General features: G+C 65.6%; 23 protein-coding genes, 2 tRNA genes and 1 pseudogene. 17 read left to right on the top strand and 9 right to left on the bottom strand.

From position 1 onward, the window contains the following. Together ACTJLF_RS08400 and ACTJLF_RS08395 are read left to right on the top strand one after the other, a co-directional pair. A pseudogene (locus tag ACTJLF_RS08400) lies at nt 1–234 on the top strand (hypothetical protein); the annotation flags it as partial. Further along, nucleotides 231–494, top strand: a complete 264-nt coding sequence (locus ACTJLF_RS08395) for a hypothetical protein (protein ID WP_440882837.1) — start codon at nt 231–233, stop codon at nt 492–494. The pseudogene ACTJLF_RS08400 and the gene ACTJLF_RS08395, both read left to right, overlap by 4 nt. 24 nt (nt 495–518) lie before the next feature. Here the strand turns inward: ACTJLF_RS08395 and ACTJLF_RS08390 are convergent, their stop codons facing one another. Together ACTJLF_RS08390 and ACTJLF_RS08385 are read right to left on the bottom strand one after the other, a co-directional pair. Beyond that, entirely contained in the window at nt 519–1,754 is a 1,236-nt protein-coding gene (locus ACTJLF_RS08390) for a DUF4062 domain-containing protein (protein WP_440882836.1), read from the bottom strand. A gap of 342 nt (nt 1,755–2,096) precedes the next feature. Beyond that, nucleotides 2,097–2,831, bottom strand: a complete 735-nt coding sequence (locus ACTJLF_RS08385) for a hypothetical protein (protein WP_440882835.1) — start codon at nt 2,829–2,831, stop codon at nt 2,097–2,099. Between the two features lie 420 nt (nt 2,832–3,251). Between ACTJLF_RS08385 and ACTJLF_RS08380 the strand changes: the two genes are divergently transcribed. After that, a complete protein-coding gene (locus tag ACTJLF_RS08380) occupies nt 3,252–4,244 on the top strand; it encodes a hypothetical protein (RefSeq protein ID WP_440882834.1) in 993 nt (330 codons plus the stop codon). 55 nt (nt 4,245–4,299) lie between these two features. Here the strand turns inward: ACTJLF_RS08380 and ACTJLF_RS08375 are convergent, their stop codons facing one another. Then, entirely contained in the window at nt 4,300–4,866 is a 567-nt protein-coding gene (locus ACTJLF_RS08375) for an MltR family transcriptional regulator (RefSeq protein WP_440882833.1), read from the bottom strand. A 280-nt stretch (nt 4,867–5,146) separates the two neighbouring features. On the opposite strand from ACTJLF_RS08375, the gene ACTJLF_RS08370 reads away from it, so the two are divergent. Beyond that, the gene (locus ACTJLF_RS08370; RefSeq protein ID WP_440882832.1) at nt 5,147–6,496 is read left to right on the top strand and encodes a purine-cytosine permease family protein; all 1,350 of its coding nucleotides are present in this window, start codon (nt 5,147–5,149) and stop codon (nt 6,494–6,496) included. Here ACTJLF_RS08370 and thiD read toward each other — a convergent pair. Further along, on the bottom strand, nt 6,441–7,301 hold the full coding sequence (thiD, locus tag ACTJLF_RS08365) for a bifunctional hydroxymethylpyrimidine kinase/phosphomethylpyrimidine kinase (protein WP_440882831.1): 861 nt from the start codon (nt 7,299–7,301) through the stop codon (nt 6,441–6,443). The two genes, ACTJLF_RS08370 and thiD, sit on opposite strands and share 56 nt — an antisense overlap. 35 nt (nt 7,302–7,336) lie before the next feature. Between thiD and ACTJLF_RS08360 the strand changes: the two genes are divergently transcribed. From ACTJLF_RS08360 to ACTJLF_RS08325, 8 genes are all read left to right on the top strand, one after another. After that, complete coding sequence (locus ACTJLF_RS08360) at nt 7,337–8,428, top strand: FAD-dependent oxidoreductase (RefSeq protein WP_440882830.1); 1,092 nt, start codon at nt 7,337–7,339, stop codon at nt 8,426–8,428. Then, entirely contained in the window at nt 8,425–8,628 is a 204-nt protein-coding gene (thiS, locus tag ACTJLF_RS08355) for a sulfur carrier protein ThiS (RefSeq protein ID WP_440882829.1), read from the top strand. Before ACTJLF_RS08360 ends, thiS begins: the two co-directional genes overlap by 4 nt. Nucleotides 8,629–8,647: 19 nt before the next feature. After that, nucleotides 8,648–9,460, top strand: coding sequence for a thiazole synthase (locus tag ACTJLF_RS08350; RefSeq protein WP_019652953.1), 813 nt, complete (start codon nt 8,648–8,650; stop codon nt 9,458–9,460). Next, nucleotides 9,457–10,392: a thiamine phosphate synthase gene (locus ACTJLF_RS08345; protein WP_440882828.1), complete on the top strand. Its 936-nt coding sequence runs from the start codon at nt 9,457–9,459 to the stop codon at nt 10,390–10,392. The genes ACTJLF_RS08350 and ACTJLF_RS08345 overlap by 4 nt, the downstream gene beginning before the upstream one ends. Nucleotides 10,393–10,397: 5 nt before the next feature. Further along, nucleotides 10,398–12,557, top strand: coding sequence for a TonB-dependent siderophore receptor (locus ACTJLF_RS08340; protein ID WP_440882827.1), 2,160 nt, complete (start codon nt 10,398–10,400; stop codon nt 12,555–12,557). 49 nt (nt 12,558–12,606) lie between these two features. Continuing rightward, nucleotides 12,607–12,682: transfer RNA gene (locus ACTJLF_RS08335), tRNA-Asn, on the top strand. A gap of 165 nt (nt 12,683–12,847) precedes the next feature. Further along, nucleotides 12,848–12,923: transfer RNA gene (locus ACTJLF_RS08330), tRNA-Asn, on the top strand. A 136-nt stretch (nt 12,924–13,059) separates the two neighbouring features. Further along, on the top strand, nt 13,060–13,920 hold the full coding sequence (locus ACTJLF_RS08325) for an AraC family transcriptional regulator (protein ID WP_440882826.1): 861 nt from the start codon (nt 13,060–13,062) through the stop codon (nt 13,918–13,920). 10 nt (nt 13,921–13,930) lie between these two features. Here the strand turns inward: ACTJLF_RS08325 and ACTJLF_RS08320 are convergent, their stop codons facing one another. After that, nucleotides 13,931–14,248 (bottom strand): YnfA family protein, encoded by a 318-nt coding sequence (locus ACTJLF_RS08320; RefSeq protein ID WP_440882825.1) that lies wholly within the window; start codon nt 14,246–14,248, stop codon nt 13,931–13,933. 337 nt (nt 14,249–14,585) lie between these two features. Here ACTJLF_RS08320 and ACTJLF_RS08315 point away from each other — a divergent pair, with 337 nt between their 5' ends. Further along, complete coding sequence (locus ACTJLF_RS08315) at nt 14,586–14,987, top strand: GreA/GreB family elongation factor (RefSeq protein ID WP_132750844.1); 402 nt, start codon at nt 14,586–14,588, stop codon at nt 14,985–14,987. A gap of 14 nt (nt 14,988–15,001) precedes the next feature. On the opposite strand, the gene ACTJLF_RS08310 is transcribed toward ACTJLF_RS08315, so the two are convergent. Further along, nucleotides 15,002–15,220, bottom strand: a complete 219-nt coding sequence (locus tag ACTJLF_RS08310) for a hypothetical protein (protein WP_440882824.1) — start codon at nt 15,218–15,220, stop codon at nt 15,002–15,004. A gap of 464 nt (nt 15,221–15,684) precedes the next feature. Here ACTJLF_RS08310 and ACTJLF_RS08305 point away from each other — a divergent pair, with 464 nt between their 5' ends. Next, the gene (locus ACTJLF_RS08305) at nt 15,685–16,578 is read left to right on the top strand and encodes a CsgG/HfaB family protein (protein WP_440882823.1); all 894 of its coding nucleotides are present in this window, start codon (nt 15,685–15,687) and stop codon (nt 16,576–16,578) included. Between the two features lie 32 nt (nt 16,579–16,610). Here the strand turns inward: ACTJLF_RS08305 and ACTJLF_RS08300 are convergent, their stop codons facing one another. After that, nucleotides 16,611–17,015 (bottom strand): GFA family protein, encoded by a 405-nt coding sequence (locus tag ACTJLF_RS08300; RefSeq protein ID WP_184603053.1) that lies wholly within the window; start codon nt 17,013–17,015, stop codon nt 16,611–16,613. Nucleotides 17,016–17,120: 105 nt separating this feature from the next. Between ACTJLF_RS08300 and ACTJLF_RS08295 the strand changes: the two genes are divergently transcribed. From ACTJLF_RS08295 to ACTJLF_RS08285, 3 genes are all read left to right on the top strand, one after another. Next, nucleotides 17,121–18,128, top strand: a complete 1,008-nt coding sequence (locus ACTJLF_RS08295) for a helix-turn-helix transcriptional regulator (RefSeq protein WP_440882822.1) — start codon at nt 17,121–17,123, stop codon at nt 18,126–18,128. A gap of 129 nt (nt 18,129–18,257) precedes the next feature. Continuing rightward, on the top strand, nt 18,258–18,944 hold the full coding sequence (locus tag ACTJLF_RS08290) for a response regulator transcription factor (protein ID WP_019652963.1): 687 nt from the start codon (nt 18,258–18,260) through the stop codon (nt 18,942–18,944). A gap of 1 nt (nt 18,945) precedes the next feature. Further along, nucleotides 18,946–20,817, top strand: coding sequence for a sensor histidine kinase (locus ACTJLF_RS08285; protein ID WP_440882821.1), 1,872 nt, complete (start codon nt 18,946–18,948; stop codon nt 20,815–20,817). A 12-nt stretch (nt 20,818–20,829) separates the two neighbouring features. Here ACTJLF_RS08285 and ACTJLF_RS08280 read toward each other — a convergent pair whose 3' ends face one another. Both ACTJLF_RS08280 and ACTJLF_RS08275 read right to left on the bottom strand, forming a co-directional pair. Continuing rightward, on the bottom strand, nt 20,830–21,132 hold the full coding sequence (locus ACTJLF_RS08280) for a hypothetical protein (protein WP_019652965.1): 303 nt from the start codon (nt 21,130–21,132) through the stop codon (nt 20,830–20,832). A gap of 121 nt (nt 21,133–21,253) precedes the next feature. Further along, nucleotides 21,254–22,738, bottom strand: a complete 1,485-nt coding sequence (locus ACTJLF_RS08275) for a DegQ family serine endoprotease (protein WP_019652966.1) — start codon at nt 22,736–22,738, stop codon at nt 21,254–21,256. Nucleotides 22,739–22,774: the final 36 nt, after the last annotated feature.

Below are 22,774 nucleotides of genomic sequence, written 5' to 3'. Positions count from 1 at the left end.
AGGGTGGGTCAATACTCGATGGAAATCGCGGGTCAGGATTGCATGGAAATCAACAACCAGGAGCTCGACCACATCAATGCGGCCGTCGACCTCCACGAGTTCCAGCTGAAACGGCTCAGCTACAGCGAGGTCAGCCGGGCGGTCAAGAAGGCCGCCGGCGAGATTCGGTCGACCGGCGGCCGGGTCGTCACGCCGGCGGCGCAACAGGCAGACATGCTGCAGGAGGCACCATGATGATCGGCACGCAGCCTACGGGCGCAATAAAGGGGGTGATCATAAGTGCCGTCTCGCACGAGGGGCTCACCGTCACGGTCGACGGCAAGCCGGCCAAGCTGGCAATCGTGAACGACGATGGCCAGGTAATCGCTGTGGGCGACGTAGTTGCCCGGGAAGCGGAGGCCGTTGCGGTTAACTGTTATCGCAATATCCTGCAAGGCAAAGGCTTTTTACGGGTGCTGAGCACTTCTCTAATTAAAACCGAGAGCCACGACTAAGCAATGTTGAGCACACATTGTGGTTCAGTCAGCAGCCGCAAGCCGTGGCAGGTCCTCACCTAGACTTACCAATATTTCTTCGTAATTCACGTCTGCGGTCACTACCTCAACGTCTAAAACCAATTGTTTGGAAATCGGCTTTGCAAGAATGTCTGCGTAGATCGTCGCGCTAATTTCAATTTCAACGCTTTTCTTCGAACCTATCAATATTTTGTTTGCTGGAATGACTTGTCTCTGCGGCTGGAGAGCCGGAATTTCCATCGACCACGTCCAAACCACCCCTTCCGACAACAGCTCTGTCGGCGCATTGGGAGAGGGACCCGACATCGTCCAAAGGGTGGCTACTTTTTGGGGCTCACTTGTTGGAAGCTGGTGTTGGCCGAGAACCGTGAAACCGCTGGAATCTTTCGAGCGCTCCAAAAGACTAAGTTCAATATAAACATCGCGCGCACCTATTTCTCCAACATTGGTAAGCACAAAAGGAACGGCTGCCACGGCGCCTTTAAGCACGGCTGCTGTAATTTTTTGTCGATAATAGTTGGTGTTCAGCTGTCCGGCCAGCGCGTTATGGCCTTGCTTTGGGCCCGTGTAATCCGGAATTTTTTCGAAGTCGACCACATTGAGATAGGTGAGTACGACGGCCCGTCGCAGTCCAACGCCTCCAAGATGGGTCTTAGGGTCGGCGAACTGGAAGTCGATGATCCGCTCTGCCGGAACTCTATCCACACTGCTTTCAGGATCTTGCTCTTCTTGGACTAACTTCCGCACTTGGATGTCGAGCTGACGAAAAAAAAGTTCGCGAAAATTATTAAGATCGGAGAAGTTGTCGAACAACGCCTTATCCTTAATTCCATCTCTAAACGAACGAATTTTTCCGAGTTGCTCCAAGTCAATCGATTCTGGCGATTGAGGCGCCGTAGAAAAATAGAGCATGACAATTTTGTCTTCTTTAGCCGCCCGCTCTATTTCTTCCAAAGTCCCACTTTCGGCAACACCCGTCGACGTGCCTATACGCGTCCAGAAAATGCCCACCACCAAGTCACATTTGTCGCCCAGCTGCCGATTAATGATTTCTTGGGGCCGCTGACCGTACTCCGGTGCCGCATGGGTTTCCCAGCGGACGGGCAGTAAGACGATCTGACGACTCTCGGAATTCAAATCGTTCCAACGCTGAATCGTTTCTACGGCAGCCGCCCTCTCGTTACTTACATCCGACGGGGAGGCAATCAGTATGCGGATAGCTTTCGCAGGAAAGGGCATGGTGGTCTCTGTTCCATGTAGACAACGTGAAAACGTGCTCAGCCGCGGAGTGTGACACATTGTTAATACAAAGGGTTCACCCGAGGGTACAACGCACGCTCGCTAGGGGTGCTGCGTTGGTCTACGCCAACATGGCTGAGAAAGTCCCTTTGAACCTGATTGCGCCCACATTTATTTTGTGGGTCCGCGGTAAGACGGGGCCAGGTGCGAGGCCACTGCCCCGCCGACTTCTTCGGGCCTCGCAGCCAAGTCTTGGCGATCACACCGCCACGCTCCAGCGCGCTCAACGATTGCCTTCTGGAGCGCAGTTGGGCGCTAGCTACAACCGGGGGGTGGAGCGCATCAAATCTTCGCAAGCAGCGCTCCGGAAACGCCCGCGTGGACGTCTGCGATAGCTGACAAGACAGTGCCAATGAATGCGTTAAAACGCGGCACGCTCCGAAAGCTGCTGCCGATGAGACCGCCATGCACGCTCCAGTTACGCATCGCGTAGACGATTGTTGCTAGGTCCAACAAGGAATAGTTTCCCGAATGGATCGCATCTTGGATCGTCTTTCCGACACCCTTTGTCCGGTATGGCCGAGGTGTGAACTTCTCGTGAAGCACCTGAAGAGATGGAAATGCCGTTCCCAGGGGATGGCCTGGAATAGCCGAGATCACGGGAGCCGAAAGGAGTGCGCGCAGGGTGTTTTCGTAGCCACCAATCGTTGCAGCACTGAGTCCACTGTTTGCAAGAAGATATTGAAAAAGCTTCAGTTCACTGGTTGCGCTTGTTCCACCCAAAAGCTTCAGCACCTCGGGACGAGCAAAAAGGGCATTCAGCCCCGACCAAGCCATTGTGAATCTAACTAATTCAGCCACCGCTGGGCTTTTAGGGGACTTGTTCATCAGCCGCTTGTCGTACTGGAGAGGTTCCAGCGCAGCAGCACGGCGAACCCAGTCTGAGGCGATGCCAAACCCAATCAGTAGCTCCGACTCTTGTGCTGTCGGATTGGTAGGAGTCGCGCTCCCAGCTTGAACGGCGCGTGCACAAGCACCATAGGTCTTTCCAGCAGATTCGAGCTTTGCTCTAGGCATTGGCGTGATCTCAGTCGGCGCTGTAACTTAGTCATAGGGAGACTAGCCGCATGTCTTGCAAGGACTTCGTCGGTCAATCGCTCGCAGCGCGGTATGTACGCCCTTCTTTGGGCGAATTGTGCCGTGGCGCCGACTGGCCCGGCAGTGGCTGGATTCTGCCGTAGGCCGCCCACTTCTCGCTGAGCACTTCAATGAGCGCCTAGAATGACAGTTCGCTAGGGGTGCTGGGGCGGCTTGCCGTCCCTGCTGAGAAAGTCCCTTTGAACCTGATTGCGCCTTTTTTGTTCCTTTACTTAGGAGGCCCGAGGTAAAACAGGGACTGGGGCGCGGTCTTCGCCCGTCGAGGGCGGCGCCCCTTCCGAACAAGCCCAAGGCCCCACAGGGGTGCTAAGACCCCAAGCGTCTGGCTAGATACGTTCTATGAATCAGTTCTTTGCTGACCAGATTGATCAACTTGATCTAGCCATCGATCAGTTGGCGGTTCGAGATAGGAACTTCGATCGGTTTGCGCTCATGCTTGTCGACAATGTCGTGGAACTCGTTCTTCATCAGCACGCGAAGGACAAGGTCACGATGGGCCGAGCGTTCGAAGCAAACAAAAAGCCGAAGCCAGAATGGAAGACGGCAGTGGCTGCAACCGGACAAGGGTTTGATGCCAAGGTGCGCTACGCCCGCGAGACATTGATGATCTCTTCGGCAACGGCGGACAGCATCCAGTACCTGCATTCCTTCAGAAACTCGACATACCATAAGGGTAGTCGTCACGAGAGCATCTTGCACTCGCTAGCGGTGTACTACGTGCGATTGGCGTGTGTTGTGCTTAGCGCCTACAGGCCGGTTTTCTATGGGATCTATGCAGGCGACAAAATATCGCACCGCGCAGTAAAGTACTTGGGCAAGCCCGACCTCTTCAGCCAGAGCGATGCGTTCGCGCGGGCAGCTGGCCGCCTTGCCGAAGTCGCGGAGGCGCTTGGCGAGAACCTCATCGACGATCTGCAGGCCGACATGCTCTCGACGATTGAACAGTCCGACGACTGGCTCGACTTCATCGCGAAAAACGACTTTAGCTGCCCGAGTAGGGACGCAGTGGTTCGGCAATGTCAAGCGTGGCCGTTCGCATGGACTGACGAGGCCAAGGCCTTTGCGAATGCAAACGGATGCACGGCTCTCAATATGAGCGACTACGTTGAATGGCTAGGACAAAATTACAGTTGGCAGATCAAGACCGATCCCGTTGCCAGCTGGAAAAAGCGGCACAGCTCATTGAAGAACGAGAAGAGCGCGGACGCGGCGCTCAAGAAGTATTGCGACTTCATGAAGCAGACGGAAGCGTTTCGCGAAGCTCTGGACGAAAACGTACTGCATCTTGACGGCTATATTCAACAGCAGGTCGATTGCGCACGAGGGAAGTAGTGACCCGGTCAGTCGACAAGGGCTTCCAGTTTGCGACTTCCTACTGCGGACAGGATCAGCGCGAAGTCCGATCCAAGTATCCAGCGATGTAACCGACGGCGACTTGGAAGTTAGCCCGCTCGAGAAGTGCTCGTAGCCGAGGGTCGGTACCGGGGTCAGATGCGGCCTTTTCGAGAGCCGACAATGAGTGAACAGGTTTGGAATCACGAGCAAGTGAAACAGCTGTAAGCGCCCCCGTCATTTGGACGACCTCGTTTGACTCGAATGTTTTCGCTGACATCTCGTGGGCGGCTTTGTTTCGAACCTTTCGAATTCGCTCAAGATCCTCGAACATCCAACGAGGTATCAAGTCCATCGCATAGGCAAGCTTGATTCGTGACGAAAACGTTGCCAGCGGTCCCATTCCCGCAAACAAAGGGTCGGCTGCAACCTTAGCAACATGCTCGTCTCTTGCGAGTTTTAAAACGAGCAACGATCTCAGTGCGTCATCCACAGCACTCGCACCTACGAGAATCACCCCGCGATCCGATTCCGACAACATTTCCCCGAACAGATCGTTGATGCGCCGATCCACCGCGCTGTCACTTTTGGGATCTGGAAGGGAGACCGATTCGGACGTCATATCAACAACTTTTGCGAGCACATTGTGCCGCACTGCGGCCTTCTTACTTCCGGCCCCGCCTTGACGGCTACAATCCGCCACTTCGCTAGGGGTGCTACATCGGGCGACCGATCTGGCTGAGAACACACCCTTTGAACCTGTTCTGCCATGTTTATTTGCATGGCTTGAGGTAATCCTCGCGCAGGGAAGCTGGTCCGGTGGCCTCTCACGCCTTCTCGCGTGACAGCCGCGCCGCCGGGGCCTCGCCCACCTGCCAAACCTTTTGCACTGGAGCAAACGGATGGCACAAGACAACAACAACGACAGCGCCGGCGGCGCCGCCGTCTCCAACGAAGCGCTGACTCCCCTGCCCGTCTCGCAGCGCGTGTTCGGCTGGCACGACCATGCGTCGCTGTGGTTCAGCCTCGGCGTCGGGCTGCTGGTGATGCAGATCGGCGCGTACCTCGTGCCGGCCGTGGGCACGCGCGACGCGGCGATCGCGATCGTGCTCGGCTCCTGCATCGGTGCGGGCCTGCTGGCCTGGACCGCCCGGCTGGGCTGCCAGAGCGGCCTTGCAAGCGCCGGCCTGATGCACGCGACCTACGGCAGCGCCTTCGCGCGGCTGCCGGTGCTGCTGAACATCGTGCAGCTGGTGGGCTGGACCACCTTCGAACTCGTCGTGATGCGCGAGGGCACGCAGGCCATCGGCCAGACGGTGGTCGGCCCTTCGATCGGCTCCTTCTGGGGCGGCGTGCTGACGACGCTGCTGTGGGGCGCAGTGCTGCTGGCGCTGCTCGCGGGCTCGATGGTGAAGCTGGTGCGGCGCTTCGTGAGCCGCTTCGGGCTGCCGCTGGTGGTGCTGTCGCTGTTGTGGCTCAGCTGGCAGTTCGCGACGCAGCTGCAGGCCAAGGGCCTGGATGCATTCTGGGCTCGCCCTGGTGACGGAACAATGGGCATGTTCGGCGCGCTCGACCTGGTGATCGCGATGCCGGTGTCATGGCTGCCGCTGGTAGCCGACTATGCGCGGCACGGCAAGCGCAGCACGGGCGGCCTGGGCGGTGCGTTCGGCGGCACGTGGATCGGCTATGCGGTCGCGAACATCTGGTGCTACGCGCTGGGTGTGATGGTGGTGAGCGTGGCAGAACCGGGCACGGGCCTCGTCACCGCGCTGCTGCTGGCGCAGGGCGGGCTGGTGGCGCTGGGGCTGATCCTGATCGACGAGCTCGACAACGCGTACGGCGACGTCTACTCGGGCTCGGTCTCCACGCACAGCCTGCTGCCGCGCTGGAGCGTGAAGCGCTGGGGCCTGCTGCTGGCCGCCCTGTGCATCGCGCTGGCGCTGGTGCTGCCGATGCACACCCTGGAGCCCTTCCTGCTGATGCTGAGTTCGGTGTTCGTGCCGCTGTACGGCGTGATCATCGGCCGGCTCGGCAGCGGCGAGACGGTCTCGCCGCAAGGTACGCAGCGCAAGGTCGACCTGGTCGCGGCGCTGATCTGGATCGCGGGCATCGCCGCCTATCACGCGCTCGCCAAGTGGGCGCCGCAGCTAGGCTCCGCGCTGCCGACGCTGGCCGCGACCTTCGTGCTGGCCTGGCTCAGCCGGCCTTCAACGGCAGCCGGTGCGTCGGCACTGGCGCAAAGCCGTGGTTGAGGGGGCCATGGCCCGCGCCGATCTTCACGTCCGCACCCGCGGCCATCGCGCCGAGGATGTAGGCGCGCGCGCGCTCCACCGCATCGGGCAGCGCGGCGCCCAGTGCCAGGTGCGCGGCGATGGCGGACGACAGCGTGCATCCGGTGCCGTGCAGGTTGCGGCTTTCGATGCGGCCGGAGGCCAGCCGCCGGCGTTCGCCACCGCCCTGCAGCAGCACGTCGACCACTTCGTTGCCCGGCAGATGGCCGCCCTTGAGCAGCACGGCATTCGCCCCGAGCGCCAGGAGTTCGTCCGCCGCGCCGTCGAGCGCATCCACGCCGTCGATGGCACGGCCGATCAGCAAGGCGGCCTCGTCGAGATTGGGCGTGACGACGATCGCGCGCCGGAACAACTCGCGCACCAGCACCTGCACGGTTTCCGCCGCGATCAGGCGGTCACCGCTGGTGGCGACCATCACCGGGTCGAGCACCACGTTCTTCAGCTGGTAGCGGTCGATGGCCCACGCGACCACTTCGACCACCTCTGGCGCATGCAGCATGCCGAGCTTGACGGCGTCGACGCCGATGTCTTCGACCACGGCCTGGATCTGCGCCTTGAGGAAGTCGGGCGGCACGCCGTGGATGCCCGAGACGCCCAGCGTGTTCTGCGCGGTGAGCGCGGTGATGGCCGTCATGCCGTAGCAGCCCAGCGCAGCGAAGGTCTTGAGATCGGCCTGGATGCCGGCGCCGCCGCCGCTGTCGGAACCGGCGATGGAAAGCACGCGTGCGTAGCGCTGTGCGGGCTCTTGGTTGGTGCCTTGGGTCATGCCGAAAATTATCCGCGACGCGAAGGAGCCCCGGCATGAGCCTTCCTTTCAACTCCGCCGCCATCCTCGGTGCAGGCCTCATGGGCCGGCTGATGGCAGTGACGCTCGCGCGGTCCGGCTGCAAGGTCGACGTGTTCGAGGCTGGCGGCGCCGACGCCGAAGGCGCCGCCGCGCGCGTGGCCGCCGCGATGCTCGCACCGCTGGCGGAGTCGGCGGTCGCGCCGGTCTCGGTGGTGCGCATGGGGCAGCACGCGCTGTCGCGCTGGCCGGAGTTGCTCGCGCCGCTCGTGCAGCCCGTGTTCTTCCAGCGCGAAGGCACGCTGGTGCTCTGGCACCGGCAGGATGCCGCGGAGGCCACACGTCTCGCCCGCGTGCTCGCGAACACCGGCGCGCAGGTACCCGAGTTGGCGCCGATGCAATCCGTCGATGCCCGCGCGATCGCCACGCTGGAGCCTTCGCTGGGCCAGCGCTTCGCGCAGGGCCTGTTCCTTCCGGGCGAAGGGCAGCTCGACAACCGCGCGCTGCTCGCTTCGCTGCTCGCCACGCTTGAGGGCGATCCTCGCGTCACGCTGCATTGGCAATCTCCGCGTGCGCCCTCGGACTTCACACCTGGTGCCGCCGGCCAGCCCGACTGGGTGATCGACTGCCGCGGCCTCGGTGCCCGTCCGCAGTGGAATGCCCTGCGCGGCGTGCGCGGCGAGGTGATCCGCGTGCATGCCCCCGAAGTGAGCCTGCAGCGACCCACACGCCTCGTGCATCCGCGCTACCCGCTCTACATCGCGCCCAAGCCGGGCAAGCTGTTCGTGATCGGCGCAACGGAGATCGAGTCGGACGACATGTCGCCCGCCAGCGTGCGCTCCACGCTCGAACTGCTCAGCGCCGCGTATGCGGTGCACAGCGGCTTCGCCGAGGCGCGCATCGTAGAGATCGCGACGCAATGCCGGCCGACGCTGCCCGACAACCTCCCTGCCCTGCGCCTGCCGCAGCCGCGCGTGCTGCAGATCAACGGCCTTTACCGCCACGGCTTCATGATCGCGCCCGCGATGCTCGATGCCGCATTGGAAGTGCTGACGCAGGGCCACTCGCCACTGACCAAGAGCTTCGGCATGCAGACCCAGGACACATGACGATGAACATCCTGATCAACGACAAGCCCTTCACGCTGCCCGACGAAGCGAAGCTGGCCGACGCGCTGGCCGCGCTGGAGGCCACGCCGCCCTTCGCCGTGGCCGTGAACCGCGAATTCGTGCCCCGCTCGGCCTACGCCACACGCGCGCTGAAACCCGAAGACCGCGTCGAGGTGATCCGCCCCGTGACGGGCGGCTGATTTGATGGAGACAACGCAAATGACGACCACGAACGATCCCCTGGTGCTCTACGGAGAGACCTTCCACAGCCGCCTGCTGCTGGGCACCGCGCGCTACCCCTCGCCCGATCTGCTCGAGGCTGCCGTGAAGCGCGCGAAGCCCGCGATGCTGACCGCCTCGCTGCGACGGCAGACCGCCAGCCAGGGCTCGGGCAACAGCGAACTGGGCAACGGCTTCTGGGAGCTGCTGCGCAAGCTCGCGGTGCCGGTGCTGCCCAACACCGCCGGCTGCCACAGCGTGCAGGAGGTGATCGCCACCGCGCAGATGGCGCGCGAGCTGTTCGACACGCCGTGGATCAAACTGGAGCTGATCGGCGACGACTACACGCTGCAGCCCGACACGCTGAACCTGGTCGACGCGGCCTCGCAGCTGATCCGCGAAGGCTTCAAGGTGCTGCCCTACTGCACCGAGGACCTGGTGCTGTGCCAGCGGCTGGTCGACGTCGGCTGCCAGGCGGTGATGCCGTGGGCCGCGCCCATCGGCACCGGCCGCGGCCCGGTCAACCCCTACGCGCTGCAGGTGCTGCGCGACCGCCTCAAGGTGCCGATGCTGGTGGACGCGGGCCTGGGCCTGCCTTCGCACGCCTGCCAGGTGATGGAGTGGGGATACGACGGCGTGCTGCTGAACACCGCCGTCGCGCTGGCGCAGGACCCGGTCGCGATGGCTGGCGCCTTCGCCGACGCGGTGCAGGCCGGCCGCAGCGCACATCGCGCCGGTGCCATGGCCGCTCAGGAGGCGGCGCAACCCAGCACGCCCGTGCTCGGCACGCCTTTCTGGCATCACGAATCATGAGCACCCCATTCGACTCCGGCGCCATCGCGCAGGCCATCGTCGCGGCGCACGGGTTGCGCTTCGGCGCGATCACGTCGGCGCCGGTGAGCGCGCCCAACTTCTCTTCCGACGATCCTGTCTACCGCGGCGCCAAGCGCGCGTGCTCCGCGCTCGGCTTCATCGAGATCGACGCCGAATGCCTGGCCCACGCCTGGCGCGCGCAGACGCAGCGCCTGAGCAGCTTCGACGCGGCGCTGTGGCCCGATGCGCCGGAAGACTTCGGCATGCGCCCCTTTCCGCCCACCGCTCGCGACGACGCGTTTCCGCCCTGCCCCGCGCGGCTCGGCCTCTATGCCGTGCTGCCCGATGCCCGATGGGTCGGCCGCATGGCGCGCGCGGGCGTGCCCACCGTGCAGCTGCGCTTCAAGTCGGACGACGGCGACGCCGTCGAACGCGAGGTGCAGGCGGCCGTCGAGGCGGTGCAAGGCACGGGCGCCCTGCTCTTCATCAACGACCACTGGCGGGTGGCCATCGCAGCAGGCGCCTATGGCATCCACCTGGGCCAGGAGGATCTCGACGCGCTCTCGGACGAAGACCTCGGCCGGCTGCGCGCATCGGGCCTGCGGCTGGGCGTCAGCACGCACGGCTATGCGGAGATGGTGCGCGCCGACAAGGTGAGTCCGAGCTACATCGCGATGGGCGCGGTTTACCCGACCACGCTCAAGAAGATGGCGACCGCTCCGCAGGGCGTGGCGCGGCTGGACGCCTATGCGCGACTGCTGCGCGGCTATCCGCAGGTCGGCATCGGCGGCATCGATGCGGTGCGGCTGCCGGAGGTGCTGGCCACCGGCGTGGGCTCCGTCGCCGTGGTGCGCGCGCTTGTCGCGGCCGACGACCCGGAAGCCACGGCCGCGCAGTGGATCGCGGCCATCGATGCCGCTGCAGGCGAATGAACAGAATGAAAAAGACCGAGCTTCCCTTCGATTCTTCCGGCCGGCATCGGCTTTCTCCCGTTTCTCGTGCGCTGGCGGCCCTGTTCTTCGCGGCGGCATGTTCAGTGCATGCGCAGCAGCAATCGGCGCTGCCCGAGATCACCGTCAGCGAAGGCACGGCGGCGCCTCAGGCCGACGTGAGCGGCTTCGGCGACGTGCCGCTGCGCGAACTGCCGATCTCGGCCACGGTGATCGACAGCCAGCAGCTGCAGGCCAGAGGCGCGCGCCGGCTCGCAGATCTCACGCAGTTCGACGCCTCGGTCACCGACGCCTACAACTCCGCGGGCTACTGGGACTACCTCACGGTGCGTGGCTTCGTGCTCGACAACCGCTTCAACTATCGGCGCGAGGGCCTGCCGATCAGCGCCGAGACATCGATCCCGCTCGACAACAAGGAGCGCATCGAGATCCTGCGCGGCACCAGCGGCATACAGGCGGGCACCAGCGCGCCGGGCGGACTGGTCAACTACGTCGTGAAGCGCCCCACCGACCAGGACCTGCGCACGGTGCGCATCGAGACCACGAGCCGTGGCAGCCTGCTCGGCGCCATCGACCTCGGCGGGCGCTTCGGCGAGAACCGGCAGTTCGGCTACCGCATCAACGTGGCGAGCGAGAACCTCAAGCCGCTGACGCACAACCTCGACGGCAACCGCAACCTGTTCTCGCTCGCGGCCGACTGGCGCATCACGCGCGACTCGGTGCTGGAGTTCGAGATCGAGCAAAGCCGCAAGACGCAGCCCAGCCAGAACGGCTACAGCCTGCTGGGCAGCGTGCTGCCCGCGCCGGTGGATCCGCGCATCAACCTCAACAACCAGCCGTGGTCGCAGCCCTCGGTGTTCAAGGCGCTGACGGGTACGGTGCGCTTCAGCCAGGCGCTGAATGCCGACTGGCGCTGGAGCGCGCAGATCGGCCAGCAGCGCCTGAAGAGCGACGACCGACTCGCCTACGCCTTCGGCTGCGGCGCCGAAGGCAACTACGACCGCTACTGCTCCGACGGCACCTTCGACTTCTACGATTTCCGCAGCGACAACGAGCGCCGCACGCTGACGGCCGGCAGCATCAACCTCAAGGGCAACGTGACGACGGGCAGCGTGCGGCACGAACTCGGCTTCGGCCTGCTGCAAAGCCGCGTGCGCAACCGCTTCGACAACCAGGCCTACAACTACGCGGGCACCGGCAACATCTGGGGCACGGCCATCGTGCCGCCGGCGCCGGATGCCACCACGCCGCAGACCAATCGCGACGAACGGTCGACCGAGTTCTCGGTGCAGGACGCGATCCGCTGGAACGACCGCTTCACCACCTGGCTCGGCGCGCGCCACACGCGGCTCGACCGCAGCAGCATCGGCAACGACGGATCGAACCCGACCGGCTACAAGCAGGACGTGACCACGCCGTGGATCGCGGCGAGCTACGCCATCCAGCCGGGGCTCCTGGCCTACGCGAGCTGGGGGCGCGGTGTCGAATCACAGGTGGTGCCGAACAGGATCTCGCAATACAGCAACGCGGGGCAGGCCTTGCCGGCACTGCGCTCACGGCAGTGGGAGCTGGGCCTCAAGGGCGGCAACGATGCCTTCAATTGGCAGCTCGCCTGGTTCGACATCTCGCGGCCTCTGACCAACATCGACCTGTGCACCGGCCTGTGCGAAGTGCGCAACGACGGCAAGGCGGTGCATCGCGGCCTCGAAGCTGGCGCGCAGTGGTACCAGGGGCCGTGGCGCGTCGGCGGCAGCGTGACGTTGATCGATGCCAAGCGGCGCGGCAGCACTGCCGATCCGGCGCTCAACGGGCAGTCACCCACCAACGTGCCCAAGCAGGTGCTGCGCGCGCAGACCGCGTATCGCTTCGCGTCGGTGCCGGGCCTCGAAGTGGCCGGACAGCTTTCGTACGAAGGCCGCCGCAACGTGCTGCCCGACGGCTCGGTCACCCTGCCCTCGTGGACGCGCGTCGATGCCGTGTTGCGCTACGACACCAAGCTGCGCGGCGCGAACGCGAGCTGGACGCTGTCGGTCGACAACCTGTTCGATCGCCGCTACTGGAAGGAATCGCCCTACCAGTTCGGGCATGTCTACCTGTTCCCAGGCGCGCCGCGCACGCTGCGCCTGGGGCTGAGCGTTGCGCTTTGAACGCGCGGCCTAAAAGTCGCGAAAAATGACGCTATAATCTAAGGCTTGTTCCTCGATAGCTCAGTCGGTAGAGCGCCGGACTGTTAATCCGTAGGTCCCTGGTTCGAGCCCAGGTCGAGGAGCCACCATCAAGCCGCAAGGCCTCTGGATGCCCCGCTACTCACAAGGTAGCGGGGCATTTCATTTGAAGTGGTGCGCGGTGTTTGTCGCAGGCAATCGTCGCATCGATGCAAAAAATGCAGTCGAAGAGCCAAGATCGGCAAATCCATTGCATATAATTTAAGGCTTGTTCCTCGATAGCTCAGTCGGTAGAGCGCCGGACTGTTAATCCGTAGGTCCCTGGTTCGAGCCCAGGTCGAGGAGCCACCATCAAGCCGCAAGGCCTCTGAAGAGCCCGCTGTCTTTCCGGACAGCGGGCTTTTTCTTTGGGCCAGCCTGCTTCACTGCGATCTGCGCAAAGTCGGCTAAGCGCCCTTCACGCGCAGGGCGCACACTCGCGCGCATGGAAAGCAGCCGCCGCACCGAGCAGGACTACCGCGCCCGCGTCGCGCGCGCCGTCGCAGCCATCGTGGCCGATCCAATGGCCGAGCACCGGCTCGAAGATCTCGCACGGCTCGCGCATTTCTCGCCCTTCCACTTCCATCGCGTCTACGCAAGCGTGGCCGGCGAAACCGTTGCCGCCACCGTGCGGCGCGTGCGGCTCGCGCTCGCGACACGGCTGCTGGAAGCCGGCGACCAGAGCATCACCCAGGTCGCGCTGGCAGTGGGCTACGAGAGCCCGCAGGCCTTCACGCGGGCCTTCGGGCAGTTCACGGGACAGTCGCCGCGTTCGTTCCAGCAGAAGGTGGTGCGGGCGATCCTCGATGTCGACGCATTGCCGCAGCCGGATGAAGGCATCGCCGCGCCGGCCGTGCGGATCGTCGAGCACCACACGAGACGACTTCATGCACTGCGGCACCAGGGGCCGTTCTCCACCATTCCCCATACGCATCGGCGGCTGCGCCAGCACGCAGGCTCCGCACGCATTTCGGACCGCTGGGGCGCTTCCTTCGGCGATCCCGAGAGCGGCGTCGGCTACAGCTACTACGCCGCGGTGGATTCCCCCGATCCCTGGCCCGACGCCGTCGACGTGGAGATGCTCGACATTCCCGGCGGCTGCTACGCGGCGCATCGCCTGGCCGGGCCGTACTCGCAGATCAACGCCGCCGTGCGCGCCCTCTACATCCGCTGGCTGCCCTCCAGCGGCTACGAGCCCGACGACAGGCCCACGCTGGAGCACTACCTGAATTCGCCGCGGCAGGTTTCGCCGTCCGAACTGCGCACCGACCTGCTGATCCCGATCCGCCGCGCGATTGCGGCTTGAAACAGCACAGCTAGCGGGGCTGGAAAGCCATGAGCCCCATGCCCGCGAGGCACACCGCCACGCCAGCCACGTCCCACGTCGTCGGCCTCACGCCATCCACCGCCCAGAGCCAGGCGATCGCCACGCCGATGTATACGCCGCCATACGCGGCATAGACACGCCCGGCGGCCGTCGCGTGCAGCGTGAGCAGCCATGCGAACAGGGCGAGGCTGATCGCAGCGGGCACCAGCAGCCATACGGAGCGGTCCTGCTTGAGCCAGAGATAAGGCAGATAGCAGCCGACGATTTCCGCGAGCGCCGTCGCGACGTAGAGAAGAAAGGTCCGCATGCGTGGATTGTGAGGCGCGGCTCGCAGCGCGCTTACCGGCAACGAACGCGGGGCCATTGCTTGATGGGCCCGGGAGGCATCCCTACACTCGCGCGAATGGCCCGTCTTTCGTTCGACTCCCGCAAGCACGCTGCACTCGATGCAGCGCGCGTCGGCGATGTCGCGACCACGGCGACCATGGCCGTCTACCGACGCACCTGCGCACTTTCCTGAGCCCGGCGGTCCGCTACCCTTCCTTCTGATGCGCAAACCATTGACCGCCGGGCACCCGCCGCGCGGCCGCGACGCCGTTCATTTCATTCCTCATTGACGGCGCCGCACTCGATTGGAGTGCTTCATGCTTGCAACCATTCACGGAGAGCGCACGCTCACCGAACTCGACTTCGTCCGGCTGGGCAAACTCGCCGATCAACAACTTCCACCAGCGCTCGCCGAACTGCTTGACGCGGCGGACGTGCTGCCCTCGCGCGAAGTCCCGGCCGATCTTGTGACGATGAATTCGCAGGTCGAGATCGAAGACCCGGCCACGGGCCAACGCCAGCAGATCACGCTGTGCTATCCGGGCGACTCGCAGCCCGGTGCAGGCTTCGTTTCGGTGCTGTCGCCGGTCGGCATCGGCCTGCTGGGCGTGAAGGCCGGCACGCTCGCCTGCTGGCGCATGCCCAACGGGGTGGAGCGCTCCGCGCGCGTGTCGGCGGTGCTCTTCCAGCCGGAAGCCAGCGGGGACTTCACGCGCTGAAGCGGGGCTTTCGCTCAGTGCTTGATGACTGCGCTGGTGCGGTCCTTGGCGCTGTCGATGGTCGCACTCACGGAGCTCGTGTTGATCGCCAAAGCGACCAGGACGGCGCCGACGAAAGCAGGATCGGCGGGACTGTTGAAGTTCGAAGCGCCCGCGATGGCCAGCGCCTGCTGTACCTGCTGGCGGGTCAGTTCCGGAGCCGCTTCTCCAACGATGTTCTTCTTGGTCGCCATCTGAAACTCCTGGGAGTAAAGGAGCGACTGTAACTTTCGAGACAGCGCGTTCGCTGTCCGGTCGCTCGCAGGCTGCGGGTACGGACTCGTGCCTGGTTGCAGCGTGTTCCAGGAAGTATCCAAAGTAATAGAATCGCCGCGCCCTACCCGCCCGTCCCCCGGTGCAGTGCGCCGGCCGACGCCGCGGCCCAGGGCGATCGAGGACATGGGCTGCCGCAGCCCGTACCTCCCCACTTCGGGCTCCGGCCGATGCACCACCCGCGCGGTGGAAACCACTCGGCCGCACCGCGTGCATGCACATGACTTTCGGCACTGGCGTGCCGGATTCACGGGTCGTATCGTCGCGCGGTCGCCGGCGGCGCGTCGAATCGGGAGGTCATACAGGCCAAGGCAGATCCATCTTCGATCTTGACAAGTGACGTCCGCACCGGGCGCCGCATTCTTTTCACTTGACAGATCGGGACATGGCTTTTTCTAAACTCTCTCTCGCAAGCGCACTCGCCGGCCTGCTGGCCCTTTCGGGCTGCCAGACCATGGACATGCAAATGGGCAGCCAGTCGGCCAAGACCGTGGCCACCGGCAGCGCAGCCGGCAGCGCGACCTCCGGTGAAAGCAGCCAGCTCGAGCGCTGCGATTCGCCGCTGGGCACGATCTCGCTGATCGAGAACGTGAACGCGGGCTGGTACACCATCCTCACCGGCGAATACAAGCTGCCTCCCACGGCCAACCTGCTGCGCCTGCTGGTGCAGCAATCGAACTGCTTCGTGGTGGTCGAGCGCAGCGCCGCCGGCATGAACGCCATGACGCGCGAACGCGCACTGCAGCAGTCGGGCGAAATGCGCGGCGGCAGCAATTTCGGCCGCGGCCAGATGGTCGCCTCCGACTATGGCCTGTCGCCCGAGATCGTGTTCAGCAACAGCGATGCCGGCGGCATCGGCGGCGCGCTCGGCGGGCTGGTGGGCGGCGGCCGTGGCCGTGCGCTCGCAGCCATCGGCGGCAACATGCAGACCAAGGAAGCCAGCGCGCTGCTGACGCTGATCGACAACCGCTCGGGCGTGCAGGTCGCGGCCTCCGAAGGCAGCGCGTCGAAGACCGACTTCGCGGGCTTCGCAGGCTTGGGCGGTCTCTCCGCTGCCGGCGGCATCGGCGGCTACACCCGCACGCCGCAGGGCAAGGTGATCGCCGCGGCCTTCATGGATGCCTTCAACCAGATGGTCCGCTCGCTGCGCAACTACAAGGCGCAGACGGTGCGCGGCCAGGGCCTAGGCGGCGGCGGCCGGCTGGGCGTGGATGGCGGCGCGGCACCGTCGCAGACCTACGTGCCGTCGGAGAAGGCCCCGGCACGCCGCCGCAAGTAAGAGGCAATGCCCCGCCGGCCGGCCCACCTCGCTCAGAGGTAGCGCGTCTCGGCCGGCGCCTCGAACCAGTTGTTGTTGCGCCCGTCCATGTACCGGACGGGTGCCGTCGACAGTTCGTCCAGCGTCACGTCGTCCAGGCAGTTCACCGCCACGCTCACGTAGGCGCCGCCGATCTGGGGCACATTGCCGCGCCCGAACGAGCGCACGCCGCAGTTCCGGCAGAACAGCCACTCGGTGCTGTGCGAGTTGAACTGGTACAGCGACAGCTCCTCCTGCCCCGACAGCAGCGTGAAGGCGTCCGGCTTCACGATCGCGCCCCATGCGCGGGTCTTGGTGCAGATCGAGCAGTTGCACTTGCCCGTGCCTTCGGCCAGATCGATCAGGGCCTGGAAGCGGACCTTGCCGCAATGGCAGCTGCCGTTGTACGTTTTCTTCATGGTCTGTGTTCCTGTTTTCCTCGCTGCGGAGGCTGTTGAGCGAAGACCCGAGGCTACGCCCCATTGCGGACAGTTCCTGTCCTCGATTGCAGGCATGATGTGCGCATGCTGTCTGCCACCGCACGCCTGATCCGGCTTCTTTCCCTGTTCCAGGCGCAACGCTCCTGGACGGGCGCCGACCTTGCCGCCCGGCTCGAGATCACCGAGCGCACGCTGCGCCGCGACGTAGACCGCCTGCGCAGCCTGGGCTACACGGTCGACTCGACCTCGGGCGTGGCCGGCGGCTATCGGCTGGGTGCGGGCACAGCGATGCCGCCGCTGCTGCTGGAAGACGAGGAAGCCATCGCGGTCGCCCTCGGCCTGGGCAACCCCGCAGGCGCGTCGGCAGACATCGGGAACGCCTCGATGCGCGCGCTGGCCAAGCTCGAACAGCTGATGCCGCCGCGCCTGCGCCGCCGGCTCGACAGCGTCCGCGCATCGGTGGTGCCGGTGATGCAGGACAAGTCGCCCGTGCGCCTGAAGGCCGTGTCATTGCTTGCCGAGGCCTGCACGGAGCGGCTGGAGTTGCGCTTCGGCTACCGCGACCACCACGACGCCCCGACCGAGCGCACCGTGCAGCCTCATCGCGTGGTGCAGACCGGCACGCGCTGGTATCTGCTGGCCTGGGACGTGGCGCGCGAGGACTGGCGCACCTTCCGGCTCGACCGCATCGTCGAGCCCGTGCCGACCGGCGAGCGCTTTACCCCGCGCCGGCTGCCTCATGGCGACGTGGCTGCCTACATGGAGCATGCGCTGAAGGTGTCGCCCTACCTGCACCATGCGCAGATCGTGGTCCACGCGCCCATCAAGGCGCTGGAGCCCTATCTCGCCTGGGTCGGCGGAACGCCCCAGGCCGTCGGCGATGGTTCCACGCGCATCGCCACGGCGGCCAATTCGCTCGACGCGCTGGCCGTCTGGCTCGGCTGCATGCCGCACGATTTCGAGGTCGAGTCGCCGCCGGAGCTGGTCGCGCACCTTTCGCTCGTGGCGGGGCGGCTGGGCAAGGCGGCGTCCCGTGCATCCCGCCCATCCCATAGGCCACCGAAAGCGGTAGGCCGCCTCCCCCGTATATAGGATGGGCAGCGAACCAGCCGCCCCCTACCCTCTGCGACATCAGCAACCCAGGCCTTTTCTTCCCATGCGCCTCGTCACCACGCCATGCATGAGCGCATGCAGCTTCTCCTCCACAGGCCCGGTCCACGCATGATCGCGGAAACACAGGTCGCCCTCGTCGAAGACGACACCGGCATGCGCGAGCGCATCTCGCGCGTGGTCGATGCAGACCCCTCCCTGAGCCTGGCCTACAGCGCCTCCAATGCGAGCGACATCCTGCGCTGGCTGATCGACAACCCGGTCGACGTGCTGCTGGTGGACCTCGGCCTGCCCGACCGGCCCGGGCTGCAGGTGATCAGCCAGTGCCGCAACATGCAGCCGGCCTGCGCGGTGATGGTGCTTTCGATCTTCGGCGACGAGGCCAACATGGTCCAGGCCTTCGAGGCCGGCGCCAGCGGCTACCTGCTGAAGGACGGCACCGAGGCCGATCTCGCCACCCACATCCGCCACCTGCGCGCCGGCGGCTCGCCGATGTCGCCGGTGATCGCGCGCAAGCTGCTGCGCCGCTGGCAGGCCCACTCAGGCGGTGCATCCAGGGAACAGGCTGCGGCCAAGGCCGCCGGTGCCCCGACGGTCGCGCCAGAACGACTTTCGCCGCGCGAGTTCGAGGTGCTCGACCTGGTCTCTCGTGGTTTCACCTATGTCGAAGTCGGGATGCAGATGGGAGTCTCGGCCTCGACCGTCCAAACCCATATCCGCAATATCTACGGCAAGCTGGATGTGCACAACAAATCGGAAGCTGTTTTCGAGGCCCGCAACCTCGGCTGGCTTCCCTAGCGTGACCGGCGGCGGCCTGTGCCGCCTGCTGCTCGCCGCCCTGTGCCTGTGGCTCGTGCTGGCGTCGGCAGGGACCCCAGCCAACGCGGCGGAAGCGCCTGATGCCTTCGACGTGATCTGGGCCGAAGCGGAACTCGAACCCGATGGCCAGCCCGCGCTGCAACGCCGGGTACAGCTGCCCTTCCGCTGGGACCACGAGTTTCCGGGGCGCGGCGGCAAGGCCACCTACCGCATCGAGTTGCCCGCCTCCGCGGTACCGGTGGGCCAGTCCGCGGCCCTGCTGCTCTCGGGTGCGGGCAACCAGGTGGCGATCTCCTTCAACGACGCGCTCGTGGCCAGCTACGGCACCCTTGGCGCGCCGAACTACGACGCATCCAAGAGCAACCTGCTGGTGCCGGTGCCCACCGTGCTGCACCAGCAAGGCCAGCCGCAGTTGCTGGTGGTGCGCACCACCATCCAGCGCCAGCGCGGCGCGGGGCTGGCCAGCGTCCACTACGGCCCGGAGACGTCCCTCGCGGCGGTCTACCGGGCCAGGCAGAACTGGCGCAACACATCGGCCATCGTCTATGCCGTCAGCCTGCTGCTGATGGGCGGCATCGCCGGAGGGCTCTGGCTGCGCCAGCGCGACGCACTCTACGGCTGCTTCGCGCTGGCCGCGCTCTCGGGCGTGGCGCGCAACCTCGACCGCGTGTGGCCCGACGTGGCCATCCCCTGGCCGCTGTGGGGCGCCATCGTGGCGGTCTGCTACGCCTGCCACATCGGGCTGATCGCGCGCTTCGTGCTGCTGGTGCTGGAGCGCAATCCGCCGTGGCTGGTGCGCTCCATCTATACCGCGCTGGCGCTGTCGGTCACGCTGGCCTGCGCTTCTTTCGCGTTCGCGCAGCCGCTGCTGTGGACCGGCGGGCTGGTCATCCTGCAGCTCACCAGCATCATCTGCCTGCCCTACGTGGTGTACGGCGCGCTGGTGGACCGGCGACGCATTGCCGGCGTGCTGATGGCCGCGGGCACGCTGGCCATCCTGGCCGGCGCGCATGACCTGCTGCTGGTGCGCATGGGCCTCTTCGGCGGCGCCTACTACACGCTCACGGCGCACGCGATGTTCTTCTTCGTGATGATCCTGGCCGGCCTGGTTGTCGAGCGCTACAGCCGCACCGTGGCCGACTACCGCGCACTCAACGCCAACCTCGCGGCCCGCGTGGCCGAACGCGAAGACCAGTTGCGCAGCGCCTTCGACACCATGCGCCAGCAGCAGCAGGAACAGGCCGTGCTGCTGGAGCGCCAGCGCATCATGCGGGAGATCCACGACGGCGTGGGCTCGCAGCTGGTCGGGCTGCTCAACGTGGTGACGCAGGCACGGCCCGACCGCTCGGTGATCGAGGAACACGTCAAGCTCGCGCTCGACGAGATGCGCATGGCCGTCGATTCGCTGCAGCCCACACACGACGACCTGGCCACCGTACTGGCCACGCTGCGCTACCGCCTGCAGCCGCGGCTCGATGCCGCCGGCATCGAGCTGGTGTGGGACGTGGAAGTGATCCCGCAGTTGGAGCCCTTCGCCGCGCAGGCGGCCCTGCAGCTGCAGCGCATCCTGCTGGAGGCCTTCACCAACGTGCTCAAGCACGCGGGTGCCACGCGCATCGTGATGCATGCGAGCTGGCACGGGGAAGAGACGCCCTCGCTGGTGCGCATCATGCTCACCGACAACGGACGCGGCCTGCCTTCGGCGCCGGCCAGCGGCGGGCGAACGGGCCACGGCATCGCCAACATGCGGGCACGCGCCCAGTCCATCGGCGCGCGGCTGCAGATCGAGACGGTGGATCCGGCCGCTGGAGGCACGCGCATGCAACTCGACTGGCCCTGCTCGCCGGCCTGAGGCGCTGCCCGGTCAGCGCAGGGCGAAAGCCAGCGTCACCGCGCCCAGCGCCAGCAGCCCGAGGCCGGCGATGAACACCATCTCGCCCCACGCCTCCAGCTTCGCGCCGGAAATGCGTGAGCGCATCGAGATGAAGGACAGCAACGCGCTGGCCAGGAAGACCAGCGCGTCCACTGCGAGCAGGCGGTCGATCAGCAGCCGCATGTCGTCGCGCGGCCCGAGGTGCCCGATGGACATCACCGTCATGCACACGCCGATCATGGTGGCCGACGTGGGCAGGATGTGCGCCGAGAGGCTCTGTGCAGGTGACGTCATTCGAGCGGCGGTTCTGAAGTCTCGGTTCCTTCGTGGAACACCGAGGAACCGGCCTCGCCGGGCCTCGGGTGTTTCCCGCAGGGGTTGGCGGCGCGACACGAAGTGCGCGTAGCCCGGGGGGTCAGCCAATCCTCACGGGCACGAAGATCTTGTCTTCGCCGCGCTGGATCAGCAGCGCCACCGACTTGTTGCTGGCCTTCGCCACCACTTCGCGCACCTGCTCCACGCTCTGCGCCGGCGTACCGTTGATGGCCAGCAGCACGTCGCCCGCCTGCACCCCGGCCTGGGCGGAGGGGCCGGCCGCGTCCTCGATCAGCAGGCCGTTGTCGACGGAGGCTTCTCGCTTTTCCTGCGGCTGCAGCGGCCGCAGCGCCAGGCCCAGCTTGCCCTGGCCCACGTCGGCATCGGCCTTCGCGACCTTGGCGGGCTTGTCGCTCGCATCGCCGAGCTTGGCCTGCAGCTCCTGGCGTTCGCCCTGGCGCCACACTTCCAGCGTGACCTTCTTGCCCGGAGCCTGTTGGCCGATCACAGCCGGCAGGTCGCCCGAGGACACGATGGGCTGGCCGTCGACCTTGCGGATCACGTCGCCCGCCTTCAGGCCGGCCTTGTCGCCGGGGCCGCCCTTCTCGATGTTCGAGACCAGCGCGCCTTCGGGCTTGTCGAGCTTGAACGAATCGGCGAAGGCCTGGTTCACCTCCTGCACCGCAATGCCGAGGCGTGCGTGCTGCGCCTTGCCGGTGGCGACGATCTGGTCCTTCACCTGGATCGCCACGTCGATCGGGATCGCGAACGACACGCCCTGGTAGCCGCCGCTGCGGCTGTAGATCTGCGAGTTGATGCCGACCACCTCGCCGCGCGTGTTGAGCAGCGGGCCGCCGGAATTGCCGGGGTTCACAGCCACGTCGGTCTGGATGAAGGGCACGTAGCTGTCGTCGGGCAGCGAGCGGCCCTTGGCGCTCACCACGCCGGCCGTCACGGTGTTCTCGAAACCGAAGGGCGAGCCGATGGCCAGCACCCATTCGCCGACCTTCAGGTCCTTCGTGTTGCCCAGCGCGAGCACCGGCAGGTTCTTCGCGTCGATCTTGAGCACCGCGATGTCGGTCTTGGCGTCGGCGCCCAGCACCTTCGCGCGGTATTCGCGGCGGTCGGTGAGCTTGACGGTGACTTCCTTCGCGTCCTTCACGACGTGGGCGTTGGTGATGATGATGCCGCTGGGGTCGACGATGAAGCCCGAGCCCTGCGCACGCACCGGCACCTCGCGCTGCTGTTGCTGGCCGCGCGGATTCATCTGGCCCTGGAAGCGGCGGAAGAACTGGAACATCGGATCGTCCGGATCGACGCCCTGGATCTCGGCGGCGGCCTCGTCGTCGGACGCCTTCATGGTGCCGGTCACGCTGATGTTGACCACGGCCGGGCCGTCGCGCGAAGTGATCGTCGAGAAGTCGGGCAGCGTGACCATGGCGGCCGGCGCTGTCGCGACGGCGTTGGTGGTCGGCGCACCCACGGCGCGGGCGCTGGTGTAGGCGCCGGCGCCGACGGCACCGATCACGCCGGCGCTTGCCAGGGCGATGGCCAGGGCACGGGGAGAAGTCAGACGTGAGTTCATTCGTCGGTTCCTTTCAAGGCGTATGGACGCAAAACG

Origin of the sequence: Variovorax sp. 22077 (assembly GCF_052044195.1) — a bacterium.
Taxonomy (GTDB): Bacteria; Pseudomonadota; Gammaproteobacteria; order Burkholderiales; family Burkholderiaceae_C; genus Variovorax; species Variovorax atrisoli.
This window is presented reverse-complemented; position numbering and strand designations above follow the sequence as displayed.